General features: G+C 70.4%; 13 protein-coding genes and 1 pseudogene. 9 read left to right on the forward strand and 5 right to left on the reverse strand.

What is annotated here, in order from left to right; genetic code table 11:
* Positions 1–1,851, forward strand: a pseudogene (locus ATM97_RS09795) (hypothetical protein); the annotation flags it as partial.
* A gap of 15 nt (positions 1,852–1,866) precedes the next feature.
* Here the strand turns inward: ATM97_RS09795 and ATM97_RS09800 are convergent.
* Positions 1,867–2,517: a hemerythrin domain-containing protein gene (locus ATM97_RS09800; protein ID WP_218717646.1), complete on the reverse strand. Its 651-nt coding sequence runs from the start codon at positions 2,515–2,517 to the stop codon at positions 1,867–1,869.
* A 245-nt stretch (positions 2,518–2,762) separates the two neighbouring features.
* On the opposite strand from ATM97_RS09800, the gene ATM97_RS09805 reads away from it, so the two are divergent.
* Positions 2,763–3,980: an NADP-dependent isocitrate dehydrogenase gene (locus tag ATM97_RS09805; RefSeq protein ID WP_218717647.1), complete on the forward strand. Its 1,218-nt coding sequence runs from the start codon at positions 2,763–2,765 to the stop codon at positions 3,978–3,980.
* Between the two features lie 163 nt (positions 3,981–4,143).
* Positions 4,144–5,361: an MFS transporter gene (locus ATM97_RS09810; RefSeq protein ID WP_374104845.1), complete on the forward strand. Its 1,218-nt coding sequence runs from the start codon at positions 4,144–4,146 to the stop codon at positions 5,359–5,361.
* A gap of 28 nt (positions 5,362–5,389) precedes the next feature.
* Here ATM97_RS09810 and ATM97_RS09815 read toward each other — a convergent pair whose 3' ends face one another.
* Positions 5,390–5,905, reverse strand: coding sequence for a hypothetical protein (locus tag ATM97_RS09815; protein ID WP_218717648.1), 516 nt, complete (start codon positions 5,903–5,905; stop codon positions 5,390–5,392).
* A gap of 197 nt (positions 5,906–6,102) precedes the next feature.
* On the opposite strand from ATM97_RS09815, the gene ATM97_RS09820 reads away from it, so the two are divergent.
* Positions 6,103–6,498 carry a RidA family protein gene (locus tag ATM97_RS09820; protein WP_218717649.1) on the forward strand — a complete coding sequence of 132 codons (396 nt, stop codon included), beginning with the start codon at positions 6,103–6,105 and terminating at the stop codon, positions 6,496–6,498.
* A gap of 56 nt (positions 6,499–6,554) precedes the next feature.
* On the opposite strand, the gene ATM97_RS09825 is transcribed toward ATM97_RS09820, so the two are convergent.
* Entirely contained in the window at positions 6,555–6,782 is a 228-nt protein-coding gene (locus tag ATM97_RS09825; RefSeq protein WP_218717650.1) for a hypothetical protein, read from the reverse strand.
* 96 nt (positions 6,783–6,878) lie between these two features.
* On the opposite strand from ATM97_RS09825, the gene ATM97_RS09830 reads away from it, so the two are divergent.
* Positions 6,879–7,460, forward strand: coding sequence for a TetR/AcrR family transcriptional regulator (locus ATM97_RS09830; protein ID WP_218717651.1), 582 nt, complete (start codon positions 6,879–6,881; stop codon positions 7,458–7,460).
* A gap of 25 nt (positions 7,461–7,485) precedes the next feature.
* On the opposite strand, the gene glpK (ATM97_RS09835) is transcribed toward ATM97_RS09830, so the two are convergent.
* Together glpK (ATM97_RS09835) and ATM97_RS34865 are read right to left on the reverse strand one after the other, a co-directional pair.
* A complete protein-coding gene (gene glpK, locus ATM97_RS09835; RefSeq protein WP_218717652.1) occupies positions 7,486–8,997 on the reverse strand; it encodes a glycerol kinase GlpK in 1,512 nt (503 codons plus the stop codon).
* 61 nt (positions 8,998–9,058) lie between these two features.
* The gene (locus ATM97_RS34865; protein WP_218717653.1) at positions 9,059–9,811 is read right to left on the reverse strand and encodes an IclR family transcriptional regulator; all 753 of its coding nucleotides are present in this window, start codon (positions 9,809–9,811) and stop codon (positions 9,059–9,061) included.
* Between the two features lie 118 nt (positions 9,812–9,929).
* Between ATM97_RS34865 and glpK (ATM97_RS09845) the strand changes: the two genes are divergently transcribed.
* From glpK (ATM97_RS09845) to ATM97_RS09860, 4 genes are all read left to right on the forward strand, one after another.
* Positions 9,930–11,447, forward strand: coding sequence for a glycerol kinase GlpK (glpK, locus tag ATM97_RS09845; RefSeq protein WP_218717654.1), 1,518 nt, complete (start codon positions 9,930–9,932; stop codon positions 11,445–11,447).
* Positions 11,447–13,156, forward strand: coding sequence for a glycerol-3-phosphate dehydrogenase/oxidase (locus tag ATM97_RS09850; RefSeq protein ID WP_255587491.1), 1,710 nt, complete (start codon positions 11,447–11,449; stop codon positions 13,154–13,156). The genes glpK (ATM97_RS09845) and ATM97_RS09850 overlap by 1 nt, the downstream gene beginning before the upstream one ends.
* Before the next feature lie 55 nt (positions 13,157–13,211).
* Positions 13,212–13,850, forward strand: a complete 639-nt coding sequence (locus ATM97_RS09855) for a TetR/AcrR family transcriptional regulator (RefSeq protein ID WP_218717656.1) — start codon at positions 13,212–13,214, stop codon at positions 13,848–13,850.
* Positions 13,851–14,055: 205 nt separating this feature from the next.
* Positions 14,056–14,805 carry an SDR family oxidoreductase gene (locus tag ATM97_RS09860; RefSeq protein WP_218717657.1) on the forward strand — a complete coding sequence of 250 codons (750 nt, stop codon included), beginning with the start codon at positions 14,056–14,058 and terminating at the stop codon, positions 14,803–14,805.
* The last annotated feature ends 40 nt before the right edge of the window (positions 14,806–14,845 follow it).

Raw genomic sequence — 14,845 nt, forward strand, 5'->3', positions numbered from 1 at the left:
GACCTGCACGCCGTGCCGGACGGCGTCCGCGACGTCCTCGGCCGCCGGATCGCCCGGCTGCCCGCGGGCGCGGCCCGCGCCCTGCGCCTGGCCGCCGTCTGGGGCGACGACATCGACTTCGACACCCTGCTCGAGCTGACCGCCGAACCGGAGGACACGCTGATCGACCTGGTCGACACGGTGACCGTCGCCGGACTGGTCCGCATCGCGGACACCGATCGGATCACCTTCGCCCACGCCCTGATCCGCGACGCCGTCTACGGCGACATCCCCACCCTGCGCCGCGCCCGCCTGCACTGGTCGGCCCTGGAACTCCTCGAACGCCGCACCGGCGCGTCCACGGCGGACCTCGAATCCGCTACCGGCACCGTCGACCTCGACGCCATGGCCCACCACGCCATCGCCGGGGCAGGCACCGCGAACGCCACCCGCGCGCTGCGCTACGTCCTCGCCGCCGCCCGCCGCCGCACCGCCCGTCGCGCCCACCAGGACGCCGAGCCACTGTGGCGCTCCGCCCTCGAATTGCACACCAGCGCAGGACACGTCGACGCCACGGCACCGCGCGCCGACCGCCTGGCGGCCCTGTCGACCACCTGCGCGCTGATCAACGCCCTCGCCTACGGCGGCAACGACGAACAGGCCCGCATCCTGCGCGTCGAAGCTCTGGCAACGGCGCGCGCCCTCATGCCGAACACCGCTGCCGCGCGCGGCGACGATGCCCGGATCATCGCCACCGATCCCGTCGTCGCCGTCCTCACCTGCTGGCGTGCCCCCACCATCTGGACCAGTCGAGAGCGCGGCCTGCCCGACCCCGGCATGTGGGCGGAGCTGGCCGCCGCGTCGGCGCGCACGACAGCGCCGGACCTGCGGATCCGGCTGCTCGTCAGCACCGCCTTCGAAGTCGTCGGCTTCGACAACCCGCACGCCTTCGCCTGCTCCGCTGAGGCCTTGCGCACGGCGCGCGAGCTCGGTGATCCCGAATTGTTGTGCGCCGCACTCAATGCCAGGGCCTTCGTCGCGCTCGGCCCCGACCTGTGGCCGGAGCGCGGCGCCCTGGCCGACGAACTGCTGCGCGTGTCGACCGAGGCGGGGCTGCCGGAGTACCAGGCGGTCGCGCATTTCCTGCGCTTCCTCGTCGCCTCGGGCGCGGGCCGGCTCGTCGCCGCGCGAGCCGAGATCGCCATGGCACTCGACTGCGCCGAGGGCGGCCAGCTCGGCCCGCTGCTGGTCGTGTCCACCGCGCACCTGGCTGTGCTCGCCGCGCTGCGCGGCGACTTCGCGACCGCCGAGGCCATCGATGCCGACCTCAGCGCAAAGATGATCGCGGCAGGTCACGCCAACGGCGCCGAACTGGTCCTGCTCGCCGAGATGATGACCGGCTGGGCGCTGGGCGACCTCGCGCCCGGCCTGGAGGGTTTCGCCGCGCTGAACGCGGCCGCGCCGCACGCGCTCAGGTCCGCGTACATGCTGGCCCTGCTCGACGCGGGCGAGACCGAGCGGGCGGCCGCGGTGCTCGACGCGGGCATCCCGGTGCTGCGCGATTACTACTGGTGCGCGATGTCGGTGTTCGAGGCCAGGGTGGTCACCCGGATCGGCACGATCGAGGCGGCCCGGCAGCTCTATCAGGATCTGCTGCCGAGGGCAGGCACCATCGCGGGAATGGACTCCGGGTCGGTCGCCTTCGGCCCGGTCGACACCGTCCTCGCCGAACTGGCCGACCGGCTGGGTGACCACGCCGCCGCGACCGCGCACCGCGCCGCGGCCGAGGACGTGCTCGCCGCCATCGCGACCGAACTGGCCGCACTCGACGATCTCGGCACCACCGCGGGCGGGCCGTCGGCGACCGCGTAGCCCGCCGCCACGGGTTCACCCACCGGCCAGCACACGCTCCCGACGGCGGTATCCGATACCGAACACCGTCAGCATCACCCGCACCGGCAGTCCACCCTCGGCCCTCAGTTCGGCGAGTTCCGTCGGCGCGCAGACCGCGACCATGCGCGGCAGTTCGAAACTCATCACCGCGCCGCCGCGGGCCGCCGCCTCGACCCGCTCCCACTGCGCGGTGGTCAGGTACTCGGTGATGATCGGGAAGACCGTGCGCTCCTCGTCGGCGATGTGCTCGTCGAGCACGGTGTGCAGCCGGGTCAGCCGCTCGGCCAGGTCGGCGGCGGCACCCGGGCGGCGGGCGACCAGCTCGGCACAGGTCGTCCTGATCTGGGCCAGCGCCGGGTCGAGCTGGGCATGGTCGTCGCTGAGCTCCCTGAGTTCCACCGCGTCGCCCGCGGCGGCGGTCAGCGTCGGCCAGAGCACCTCGTCCTCGACGCGGTGGTGATGGTGGATGGAGTCGCACAGCAGGCCGAGATAGTCGGCGATCGCGCGGGCCCGCCGCGGCGGACACGGTATCCGGGTGGCGGCGAGCTCCCCGGTCAGAGCGGCGAACCGGGCGGTATCGGCCAGCATCGCGCGATGGGCCAGGCGCATGCCGAGTAGGTTGGGTGTCGAGCGTATGTCGGTCATGACCCGACAGTGCCCTCGGTCACTTGCGACCCGTTTGCCGTCCGCTGCGCCGGCGGAGTCCCGCACAGCGGGCCCTCCCATCGCGGTGAGGTAGGGGGCAGCAGTACGCTCGTCTTGTTTGCACCACACGTCCCGCAGACAACGCGGGGCATATACGTTGTCTGTTGGAACAGCTGGGGTCCGCTCACAAGCGTGTTCGCCTGGCCGTGCAATGAGGGCACCATCCTAGGAGGACACGAAGATCCATGTCCAAGATCAAGGTTGAAGGTACCGTCGTAGAACTCGACGGCGACGAGATGACCCGGATCATCTGGCAGTTCATCAAGGACAAGCTGATCCACCCGTATCTCGACGTGAACCTCGAGTACTACGACCTCGGCATCGAGTACCGCGACAAGACAGACGACCAGGTCACCGTCGATGCCGCGAACGCCATCAAGAAGTACGGCGTCGGCGTGAAGTGCGCCACCATCACCCCCGACGAAGCGCGGGTGAAGGAGTTCGGCCTCAAGAAGATGTGGCGCTCGCCCAACGGCACCATCCGTAACATTCTGGGTGGCACCATCTTCCGCGCGCCGATCATCATCTCCAACGTGCCCCGCCTGGTGCCCGGCTGGACCAAGCCGATCATCATCGGCCGCCACGCGTTCGGCGACCAGTACCGCGCCACCGACTTCAAGGTCTACGAGGCGGGCACCGTCACGCTGACCTTCACCCCGGAGGACGGCAGCGAGCCGATCGTGCACGAGGTCGTGAAGATGCCCGAGGACGGCGGCGTCGTCATGGGCATGTACAACTTCAAGAAGTCCATCGAGGACTTCGCGCGGGCCTCGTTCAACTACGGCCTGCAGCAGAACTACCCGGTGTACCTCTCCACGAAGAACACCATCCTCAAGGCCTACGACGGCATGTTCAAGGACACCTTCCAGGAAGTCTTCGACGCCGAGTTCAAGGCCGAGTTCGACGCGGCGGGCCTGACCTACGAGCACCGCCTGATCGACGACATGGTCGCCTCCTCCATGAAGTGGGAGGGCGGCTACGTCTGGGCCTGCAAGAACTACGACGGCGACGTGCAGTCCGACACCGTGGCGCAGGGCTTCGGCTCGCTGGGCCTGATGACCTCGGTGCTGCTCACCCCGGACGGCAAGACCTGTGAGGCCGAGGCCGCGCACGGCACCGTCACCCGGCACTACCGCCAGCACCAGCAGGGCAAGCCGACCTCGACCAACCCGATCGCGTCGATCTTCGCCTGGACCCGTGGCCTGGAGCACCGGGGCAAGCTGGACAACACCCCCGAGGTGATCGGCTTCGCGCAGGCGCTCGAGGACGTCGTCATCAAGACGGTCGAAGGCGGGCAGATGACCAAGGACCTGGCGCTGCTCGTCGGCGGCGACCAGGGCTACCTGAGCACCGAGGAGTTCCTGGGTGCGCTGGACGTGAACCTCGCTCGCGCCCTGAAGTGAGATAGAGCTGGGGCGCCGCGTCGAACCGCGGCACCCGCACCGCTGGGCAAGGCGCCCGCATCGGACCCGATGCGGGCGCCTTTCTCGTCGCCGGGCATCGGGGTGGGATAACTCACCCTCGCCCCGGGTAGCGATCGGGAAGCGGGGCCCGTTGCATGGAGGCGTGACTTCTTCCCTCTCCGCCTCCGGTCTCGTCGAGACGCCACGCACGAACTGGCATGTCCCGGCGATGCTCGCGCTGGCGCTGGGAGGGTTCGGCATCGGCACCACCGAGTTCGTGACGATGGGTCTGCTGCCCGATATCGCGGCCGACTTCGACATCTCCGAGCCGACGGCCGGGCACGCGGTGTCGGCGTACGCGCTGGGCGTCGTCGTCGGCGCGCCGCTGATCGCCGCGCTGTGCGCCCGGGTGCCGCGCAAGAAACTGCTCATCGCGTTGATGGCCGCGTTCACCGTCGGCAATGCCGCGACGGTGCTGGCCCCGACCTTCGGCACGCTGGTGGCGGCCCGGTTCGTCTCCGGTCTGCCGCACGGCGCCTACTTCGGTGTCGCCTCGCTGGCCGCGGCTACGCTCGCCCCGGTCGGGCAGCGGGCCAAGGCGGTGGCCGCGGTGATGCTGGGGCTGAGCGTGGCGAATGTGATCGGGGTGCCGGGCGCGACCTGGCTGGGCCAGCATCTGGGCTGGCGGGACGCCTATGTCGTGGTCGCGGTGATCGGGGTCGCGACGGTAGCGGCGCTGTGGCGGTTCGTGCCGAGCCTGAGCGGTATGAAGATCACCAACCCGATGACCGAACTCGGCGCGCTGCGCCGCCCGCAGGTGCTGCTCACCCTGGCCGTGGGCGCGATCGGCTTCGGCGGCATGTTCGCCGTCTACACCTACATCGCCACCACCATGACCGACGTCGCGGGCATGCCGATCGGCGCGGTCCCGATCGTGCTGGCCCTGTTCGGCCTCGGCATGATCACGGGCAACGTCCTCGGCGGCATCCTGGCCGACCGGGGCGTGGACCGCTCGATCCTCGTCGGCATGATCGCGATGGTGATCATCCTGGCCGGCTTCGTTGCGGCCGCGCACAACCCGATCACCGCCTCGATCGGCGCGTTCCTGGTCGGCGCGTCCGGCGCCGCCCTGGCCCCCGGCCTGCAAACCCGCCTGATGGACGTCGCCGCCGACGCCCAGACCCTCGCCGCCGCCCTCAACCACGCCGCCCTCAACATCGCCAACGCGGCGGGCGCCTGGCTGGGCGGGCTGGTCATCGCCGCCGGTCTCGGCTACACCGCCCCCGCCGCCGTCGGCGCCCTCCTGGCGATCCTCGGCGTCGGCCTGTTCACCGTCACCGTCTGGGCCGCCCGGCGCCGCGCGCCGGACACCGCCGGCTGACCCCGCTGTCGTGCGTTCCGCCGGAGCGTCACAGCTCGGACCATGCGACTGCGGACCATGGCGGGATTCGTCCAGCCAGCAGCTGGAGGTGGAAGTCGGGGCCGTCATGTGTCCGGTCCCGCTCGGGATCGGTGAGCTGACTGATGGTGCAGATGTAGTCGCCGTTCGGGAGTTCGACGCTGGACCCGTAGATCTCCTTGTCGTCGTCCACGGCGGAGTCGGCGAACTGGGCGGCCATGGTGACCGTGTCCAAATTGGCGACGACCAGCTCACCGCCCGTCACGGTGATGGGGCCGGCGATCTGCCTGATGATCGGCAGCCGCGGATCTACCGGCGAGTCCGAGAGGTCGATTTGCCATTGCTCCTCGCCGCCGGTTCCCCAGAGCAGCATCGTCCGCTGCCGGATCTGCGATTCGACGCGCTCGAACAGTAGCTCCAAGGTCCAGTCTTCGCCCACGAACGACGTGTACGCGTGTGGGTCGACAAGACCGAGATATCCCGAGTCATCGGTCATTTCGTCGATCCGATGCCGAAGCTGTGCCATGCAGGAGTCCTCCCCGGTTTGCTCACCGAACCCTACAAGCACGGAGGCCGGTCGGGCACCGAGCCCGCTGCAACGCGACAACCTGTGCACCGACCCCTGCCCGCGCCCGATCCACCGGCTGAACGCCCGGAAATGTCACACTCGGGCGCGCCGCGTCGTCTCCTCTGCGCAGGACCATCGGCAACAGGAGAGGTGTCATGTCAGTAGTGATCAGCAACCCGTCCGAACTGCACGATCCGACCGGGTTCGGGTACAGCCACGTCGCGCGGGTGACGGGCGAACTGGTCGTCATCGCGGGGCAGTACGACTCCGATGCCGAAGGGCACACGACCAGTACCGATTTCGGCGAGCAGGTGGATCGGGCGTTCGCGAATCTGGGCGTCGCGCTGCGGTCGGCGGGGGCGGACTACGCCGATGTCGCGCAGTTGCGCACGTTCGTCGTCGACCACGATGTGGAGAAGCTGACGGTGCTCGGCGCCAAGATCGCCGAGATCTGGGGTGACCGGCCGCCCGCGCAGACCCTGCTCGGGGTCGCCGCGCTGGCCCTGCCGGGCATGCTGTTCGAGGTGGACGCGCTCGCGGCGCTGGGCTGAGGTGACCGCGCACTCGCCGACCGCCCCGGCGGCGAGTGCGCGACGGACCGCCGCGGCTAGGCGGGCGGGTTGCAGGAGTACGCCGAGCCGCACTGCAGCTGGCGCAGGAACGAGCCGAACTCGTCGAGGAAGGCACTACCCGTGGACGCACCGCCCGGGGCGGGTTCGCCGGGGGCGACGACGGGGGCGGGGGTCAGCGGAGCGGCCGTGGCCGGACCCGCGGCGAGGACCGCTCCGAAAGCCAGCGCCGCGATGCCTGCGCCGAGCAGCTTGGTGAACGCCATGGTGAATCCTTTGTTCAACTGTGTGACCGTGAAGGGCGGCTCGAAGTGTTGCATACGTGACCGATCGGTCGCAATAGGCGTTGGTATGCTCGGAAAGTGGCGCGTACCAAAGAATTCGACCCCGACGTGGTGCTGGACCGCGCGCTGGATCTGTTCTGGCAGCGCGGCTACGAGACCACGTCGATCGCGGATCTGATCGAGCATCTCGGGATCGCCAGGGGCTGTATCTACGCGACCTTCGGCAGCAAGCACGAACTGTTCATGCAGGCGCTGCAACGGCACCTGGAGATCGTCGACGCGCGGATCACCGCGGAATTGGCCCGGCCCGGCCCGGCGCTGCCCGCGATCAGAGGGCTGATCGATCGGTTCGTGACCGAGTCCTGCGCGGCGGACAGATTCCTCGGTTGCCTGGTGACGACCGCCGCGGTCGAGCTCGCCGCGCGCGACGCCGAGGTCGCGCGGCTGGTCGAATCCAGCTGGGCCCGTACGGAGACGGCGCTGTTCTCCGCCCTCTCGCGCGCCCGCGCGCAGGAAGAACTGCCGCCCGACGCCGATACCCGCGCCATGGCCCGCTTCCTGCTCGTCTTCTTCCAGGGCGTCTGGGTGCTCGAACGCGCGCCCAATTCCGCCACCCGCCTGCGCGACGCGGGCCGGGTGGCCGCGTCGATCCTGGGCTGAGTTCGGTCCTTTCAGGAACGATCGGTCAAGTTTGTGAGCTACCGGCGGCGCCCGCAGGCCGCGCCCAGCCGACGCTGAGCTGCACCGCCCGCTGCCACCGCTCGTACTCCTCGTCGCGGACGGCGCGGTCGGCCTGGGGCACCCATTGCGCCGCCACCCGCCAATTGCTCCGCAGCCCTTGCAGATCCGGCCAGTACCCCACGGCCAGGCCGGCCGCGTAGGCCGCGCCGAGCGAGACCGTCTCGGTCACCAGCGGACGCATCACCGCGACGCCGAGCACGTCGGCGATGATCTGCATGAGCAGATTGTTCGCGGCCATCCCGCCCGCGACCCGCAGCGATCGGGCCCGCAATCCGGCATCGGCGTTCATCGCCTCGACCACATCGCGGGTCTGCCAGGCGGTGGCCTCCAGCACCGCCCGCGCCAGGTGCCCCTTGGTGACGTAGGAGGTGAGCCCGATCAGCAAGCCCCTGGCATCGCTGCGCCAATGCGGTGCGTAGAGCCCGGAGAAGGCGGGGACCAGATAGCAGCCGCCGTTGTCGTCGACGGTGCTCGCCAGGGTCTCGATCTCGGGTGCGGTGGCGATCAGACCGACGATGTCGCGCAACCACTGCACCAGCGACCCGGTGACCGCGATGGGGCCCTCCAGCGCGTACACCGGGTCGGGACCCACCTGGTAGCCGATGGTGGTGAGCAGTCCGTGTTCGGATCGGATCAGGTCGGTGCCGGTGTTCATCATCAGGAATCCACCGGTGCCGTAGGTGCATTCGGTCTCGCCGGGAGCGAAGCAGGTCTGGCCGAAGAGCGCGGCGTGCTGGTCGCCGAGGGCCGCGCCGATCCGGACGCCGGGGGCGACCGTGCGCGCGATCCCGAAATCGCCGGTGGACGGCTCGATCCGGGGGAGCATCGCGCGCGGAATGTCGAAGAACCGCAGCAGTTCCTCGTCCCACTGCCGGGTGGCCAGATTCATCAGCAGGGTGCGGCCCGCGTTGGTGACATCGGTGACGTGCGCGCCGGTGAGATTCCAGATCAGCCAGGACTCCATGGTCCCGAACAGCACCTCGCCGCGTTCGGCGCGGGCCCGCAGCCCGTCGACGTGGTCGAGCAGCCAGCGCAGCCGGGGTGCGGCGAAATAGGTCGCCAGCGGCAACCCGCTCAGCTCCGTGATCCGGTGCGCGCCCGGCGTTTCCCGGAACCGCTCGACGAGTTCCTCGGTACGGATGTCCTGCCAGACGATGGCAGGCCGCACCGGCACCCCGGTCGCGCGATCCCACACCACGGTGGTCTCGCGCTGGTTGGCGATCCCGATGGCGGCCACCTGCTCGACGGTGATCCCGGCATCGCGCAGCGCCGCGGGCACGATCCGCTCGACCGTGCGCCAGATCTCCAGCGCGTCCTGCTCGACCCAGCCCGAGCGCGGATAGCGCTGGCGGTGGGTCCGCTGGGCCAGGCCGGCCAGCCTGGCGTGACGATCGAACACGATGCAGCGGGTGGAGGTGGTGCCCTGATCCAGGGCGAGGACATACCGGGGCGTCACCGGATTCTCCCGTTCGTCACGCGGCGCCGCGGTCGTGCGGGGCGCGGCTGGGTGGCCCGGATCATCGCGCCGCTCCGAGATCGCGGTGCACGGCCTGCGCGGCGGCGCGCACCTGCTCCACGGCGGCGGGCCGGATCTGTAATCGGTTGTCGCACAGCCGATCGGTCGGTCCCGAGATGCCGATGGCGGCGACCACCAGTCCTCCTCTGGCGCGGATCGGCGCGGCGATGCCCGCCTCGCCGGAGCGATACTCCTCGACCTCGCCGGCCCAGCCGGTGCGCCGCACTTGCGCGATCGCGCGGTCCAGTGCGGTCGGGTCGACGATAGTGCGGCGCGTGAAGGACTGCAGCGCAGCGGGGTTCGATGCCGCGTCGTAGGCGAGCAGCACCTTGCCCAGCGCGGTGGCGTGCGCGGGCAGCACCTCGCCGACGGCGAGCACCTGCTCGGTGTTGTCGGGCCGGAACACGTGGTGCACCACCGTCACCCCCGACGGTCGCGCCACCGCCATCCGCACCGACTCGCCGGTCCGCGAGGCGAGCGCGTCGGCCCGGTGGATCGCGCGTGAGCGCAGTTCGTTGACATCGAGGTGGTCGGTGCCGAGCTCGCCCAGCGCGGGCCCGAGCAGATACCGCCCCGTCGCCGGGTCCTGGTCGACGAAGCCCACCCCGAGCAGCGTCCGCAGAATCCCGTGCGCGGTGGGTTTGGCCAGGTCGAGCGCGGCGGCGATCTCGCCCACCGCCATCGGCCCCGACCCGCGCGCGAGCAGCCGCAGCACGGCGGCGGCTCGCTCGATCGACTGGATCGGACCCGGCACCGCCCGAACCTATCAGCCCGAGCGTTCGGCATTGTCGAACGGCGGCCGTGGCGGCGGGGCCGGGCCGTTCCTAGCGTGGGTGCCGGGCTCGACGGTGAGCCCGCTCGAAAGGACCACGATGAATCGGTATGTGGGCGCGATCGACCAGGGCACGACCTCGACGCGTTTCATGGTTTTCGACCGCGGTGGCACGGTCGTCGCCCGGCATCAGCTCGAACACGAGCAGATCATGCCGCGGCCCGGCTGGGTCGAACACAATCCCGACGAGATCTGGGAACGCACCCGCACCGTCGTGAAGACCGCGCTCGCCTCGGCCGACCTCACCGCCGCCGATCTGGCCGCGATCGGCGTCACCAACCAGCGCGAGACCACCGTCGTGTGGAACCGCCACACCGGCCGCCCGTACTACAACGCGATCGTCTGGCAGGACACCCGCACCGATCGGATCATCACCGCGCTCGAGGCCGCCGGGCACAGCGATCTGATCCGCGAGCGCACCGGTCTGCCGCCCGCGCCGTACTTCTCGGGCGGCAAGCTGCGCTGGATCCTCGACAACATCGAGGGCGTGCGCGCCGACGCCGAACGCGGTGACGCCCTGTTCGGCACGCTCGACACCTGGCTGATCTGGAACCTCACCGGTGGCATCCGCGGCGGCGTGCACGTCACCGATCCGACCAACGCCTCGCGCACCATGCTGATGGATCTCGAGACCCTGCGCTGGGACGACGAGCTGCTGCGCGTCTTCGACATCCCGCGCGCCATGCTGCCCGCCATCGCGCCCTCGTCGAACCCGGCCGGTTTCGGCACCACCAACCCCGACGGGCCGTTCGAGCGCGCGGTCCCGATCGCCGGGGTCCTCGGCGACCAGCAGGCCGCCGGCGTCGGTCAGGTGTGTTTCCAGCCGGGCGAGGCCAAGAACACCTACGGCACCGGCAACTTCCTGATGCTCAACACCGGCACCGACATCGTGCGCTCGGCACACGGCCTGCTGACCACCGTCGCCTACCAGTTCGGCGACGACAAGCCCGTCTACGCGCTGGAAGGTTCGATCGCGGTCACCGGCTCGGCCGTGCAGTGGCTGCGCGACCAGCTCGGCATCATCGCGGGCGCCGCGCAGATCGAGGACCTGGCCGGCCAGGTCGACGACGCGGGCGGGGTGTACTTCGTGCCCGCGTTCTCCGGGTTGTTCGCGCCGTACTGGCGACCCGACGCGCGCGGCGCCGTCGTCGGCCTCTCGCGCTACAGCAACAACGCCCACTTGGCCAGGGCGACACTGGAATCCATCGCCTATCAGACCCGCGACGTGGTCGAGGCGATGCAGCGTGATTCCGGGGTGCGGCTGGCGACGCTGCGGGTCGACGGCGGCGTGACCGTGAACAAGCTGGCCATGCAGATCCAGGCCGATCTGCTCGGCGTCCCGGTCTCGCGGCCGGTCGTCGCCGAGACCACCGCCCTGGGCGCCGCCTACGCGGCAGGCCTGGCGGTCGGGGTCTGGAACTCCACCGACGAACTGCTCGCGAACTGGCACGAAGACCTCCGCTGGTTCCCCGCCTGGTCCGACGAGCAACGCGAACGCGGGTACGGCCGCTGGCTCAAGGCCGTCGAACGCACCCTCGACTGGGCCGAACTCGACTGATGACCGATCACCTCGACAAGGAGCACACCGTGTCCGTTCCCCTGGACTCCCTCTACCGCGACAAGGCGATCGCGGCGCTCGGCGACCGCGAGATCGACGTGCTGGTGATCGGCGGCGGCGTGACCGGTGCCGGCGCCGCGCTCGACGCCGCCGCGCGCGGTCTCTCGGTCACTCTGGTCGAGGCCCGCGATTTCGCCGCCGGTACCTCGAGCCGGTCGTCCAAGCTCATCCATGGCGGCCTGCGCTACCTGGAGCAGCTGGACTTCGCGCTGGTCCGGGAGGCGCTCAAAGAGCGTGGGCTGCTGCTGAACACGCTCGCGCCGCACCTGGTGCACCCCGTGCCGTTCCTGTTCCCGCTCCAGCACCGGGTGTGGGAGCGCGCCTACATCGGCGCCGGCGTCGCCCTCTACGACACCCTCGGCGGCGCGCGCGCCGTCCCCATGCACAAGCACCTGACCCGTTCCGGCGCACTGGAACTCGCGCCCGCGTTGCGTTCGGACGCGATGACCGGCGCGATTCGCTACTACGACGCCCAGGTCGACGACGCCAGGCACACCATGATGATCGCCAGGACCGCCGCCGACCACGGCGCGACCGTGCTGACCCGCACCAAGGTCACCGGGCTCGTGCGGGACGGGGCGCGGGTCGTCGGCGCGCACGTCGTCGACCTGGAAACCGGTGTCGCCCACACCATCCGGGCCCGCAGCGTGATCAGCGCGACCGGTGTCTGGACCGACGACATGATCAAGATGACCGGCGTCGACTTCCCGTTCCACGTGCGGATGTCCAAGGGCGTGCACATCCTGGTCCCGCGTGACCGGCTCGACCTGCACACCGGCCTGATCATGCGCACCGAGAAGTCCGTGCTGTTCGTGATCCCGTGGGCCGAGCACTGGATCATCGGCACCACCGACACCGCGTGGGAGCTGGACAAGAACCATCCCACCGCCACCGCCGCCGACGTGCAGTACATCCTCGACCATGTCAACGCGCTGCTGCGCGAGCCGCTGACCAGAGCCGACATCGTCGGCACCTACGCCGGGCTGCGTCCGCTGATGACCGGCGCGTCGAAGGAGACGGCCAAGCTCTCGCGCGAGCACGCCGTGGCCGAGCCCGTGCCCGGGCTGTTCGTGATCGCGGGCGGCAAGTACACCACCTACCGGGTGATGGCCGCCGACGTGGTCGACGCCGTCGCCGCGCGCCTCGGCGGTGACATCCCGGCCTCGACGACCGCGCAGCTGCCGATCGTCGGCGCGCAGGGCTATCGCGACATGCTGGCCGAGTCCGCCGAACTGGCCGCCACAGTGGGTCTGCCGCTCGAGGTCGTCGAGCACCTGCTCGGCCGCTACGGCGCGCTGGCCACCGACATCTTCGATCTGATCGCCGCCGATGCCACGCTGCGTCAGCCGATTCCGGGCGCACCCGACTACCTGGCCGCCGAGGCCGTCTACGCGGTCACCCACGAGGGTGCGCTTCATCTGGACGATCTGCTCACCCGCCGCACCCGCATCTCCATCGAGGTCCCCGACCGTGGGCTGGCCGCCGCACCGGAGATCGCCCGGCTGATCGCGCCGCTGCTGGGCTGGGACGACGACACGGTCAACGCCGAGATCAACCGCTACTACGACCGGGTCCACGCCGAGCTGGCCGCCAACGAGGCGGGCGACGACGAAGCCGCGAACTCCGCGCGGCTGGTCGCGGTGCGGTGACCTGACGGACCTACCGCTTACCAACAGGTCTGTATGTAAGCGGTAGGATCGGCCGATGACCAGCACCGCAGCCGACAAACCGCAGCGGCGGACCCAGGAGCAGCGCAGCAGTGAGATGCGTGTCCGGCTGCTCGACGCGACCATCGACTGCCTGGTCGAGTACGGGTACGCGGGCACGACGACGCCGCGAGTCGCCGAGCGGGCGGGGGTCACTCGCGGCGCGCAGGTGCACCACTTCGGGTCCAAGCACGACCTGGTGGTCGCCGCCGTCAAGCATCTGGCCGAGCGGCGGGTGGCGGCGGCGATGACCGAGATGACCCAGGTCCCGGTCGGTGACGATCCGGTCGGCGCCGCGCTCGAGTTCCTGTGGGAACTGCATCAGGGACCACTGTTCATCGCCACGGTGGAACTGTGGGTGGCGGGCCGGACCGATCCGGTGCTGGCCGCCGCGATGGAAGAGGTCGAACCGCTGGTCAACACCGCGGTCCTGCGGGCGGTGGCCGAGCTGGTTCCGGATGATCTGCGCCGCAAGGGCGCCCGCGACTTCGCCTACACCGCGATGGACGCGCTGCGCGGCATCCTCGTCGCCAATTTCGTCGTCCCCGACCCCGAACGCGCGCACCGTCGTTGGCGCCGGGCCATGGTGGACCTGCGTGCCGCAGCGGCTGCCGTGAACGCCGCCGGTTCACCCTGAAGTCGATCCCGGGGTCGCGGGCGACCGCGGGGCAGGGCGGTGGGGGGATCTCGGTCGGCGCGGGGTAGGTCGGGTGCGCTCGACACCGGAACGTCACGGACGCCCGTCGGCGGTGATCGGTTCCGTCGGCGGCGGCGGATGGCTAGCGTGGGCACATGGAATCGCAGATCGAGCCCCGACGGGCACCGGCACCGGACGTGACAGCGTGAGCCGGGGCACCATCGTGATCACCGGCGCCAGCTCCGGCCTCGGCGCGGAGATGGCCCGTCAGTTCGCCGCTCTCGGCTACGACCTGGGCCTGTGCGCCCGGCGCACCGAACGGCTCGACGAGCTGCGCGCGGAGATCCTCGCGGCGCATCCCGATCGCGTCGTCTCGGTGAAACAGCTGGACGTCACCGATGACGCCGCCGTGTTCGCCGTCTTCGCCGAGTTCGCCGCCGAGTTCGGCACCCTCGACCGAGTCGTGGTGAACGCCGGACTCGGCAAGGGCGCGCCCCTGGGCACCGGCAAGCACGCCGCCAACCGCGAGACCGCCGTCGTGAACTTCCTCGCCGCCCTGGCCCAGACCGAGGCCGCGATGGAGATCTTCCGCGCGCAGGGTCGCGGTCACCTGGTGATGATCTCCTCGATCTCCGGCCTGCGCGGCATGCCCAAGACGCTGACCACCTACGCCGCCACCAAGGCGGGCGTCGCGGCGCTGGCCGAGGGCCTGCGCGCCGAAGCCGTTCCCGGCGTGGATGTCTCGGTGATCTACCCCGGCTACATCCGCTCGGAGATGAACGACCGGATCAAGCACGAGCCGAAGTTCATGGTGGACACCGAAACCGGCGTCCGTGCCATGGTCGCCGCCATCGAGAAGCGCCGCGCCAAGGCCTACGTCCCCGACTGGCCCTGGATCCCCCTCGCCTTCGCTCTGCGCACCCTGCCCCTACCCCTGGTTCGCAAACTCCTCTGACCACGACGACGGCCGTGCCGGCGAAAGATGGTCGTCTGGC

Source organism: Nocardia sp. MH4 (assembly GCF_019266065.1).
Taxonomy (GTDB): Bacteria; Actinomycetota; Actinomycetes; order Mycobacteriales; family Mycobacteriaceae; genus Nocardia; species Nocardia canadensis.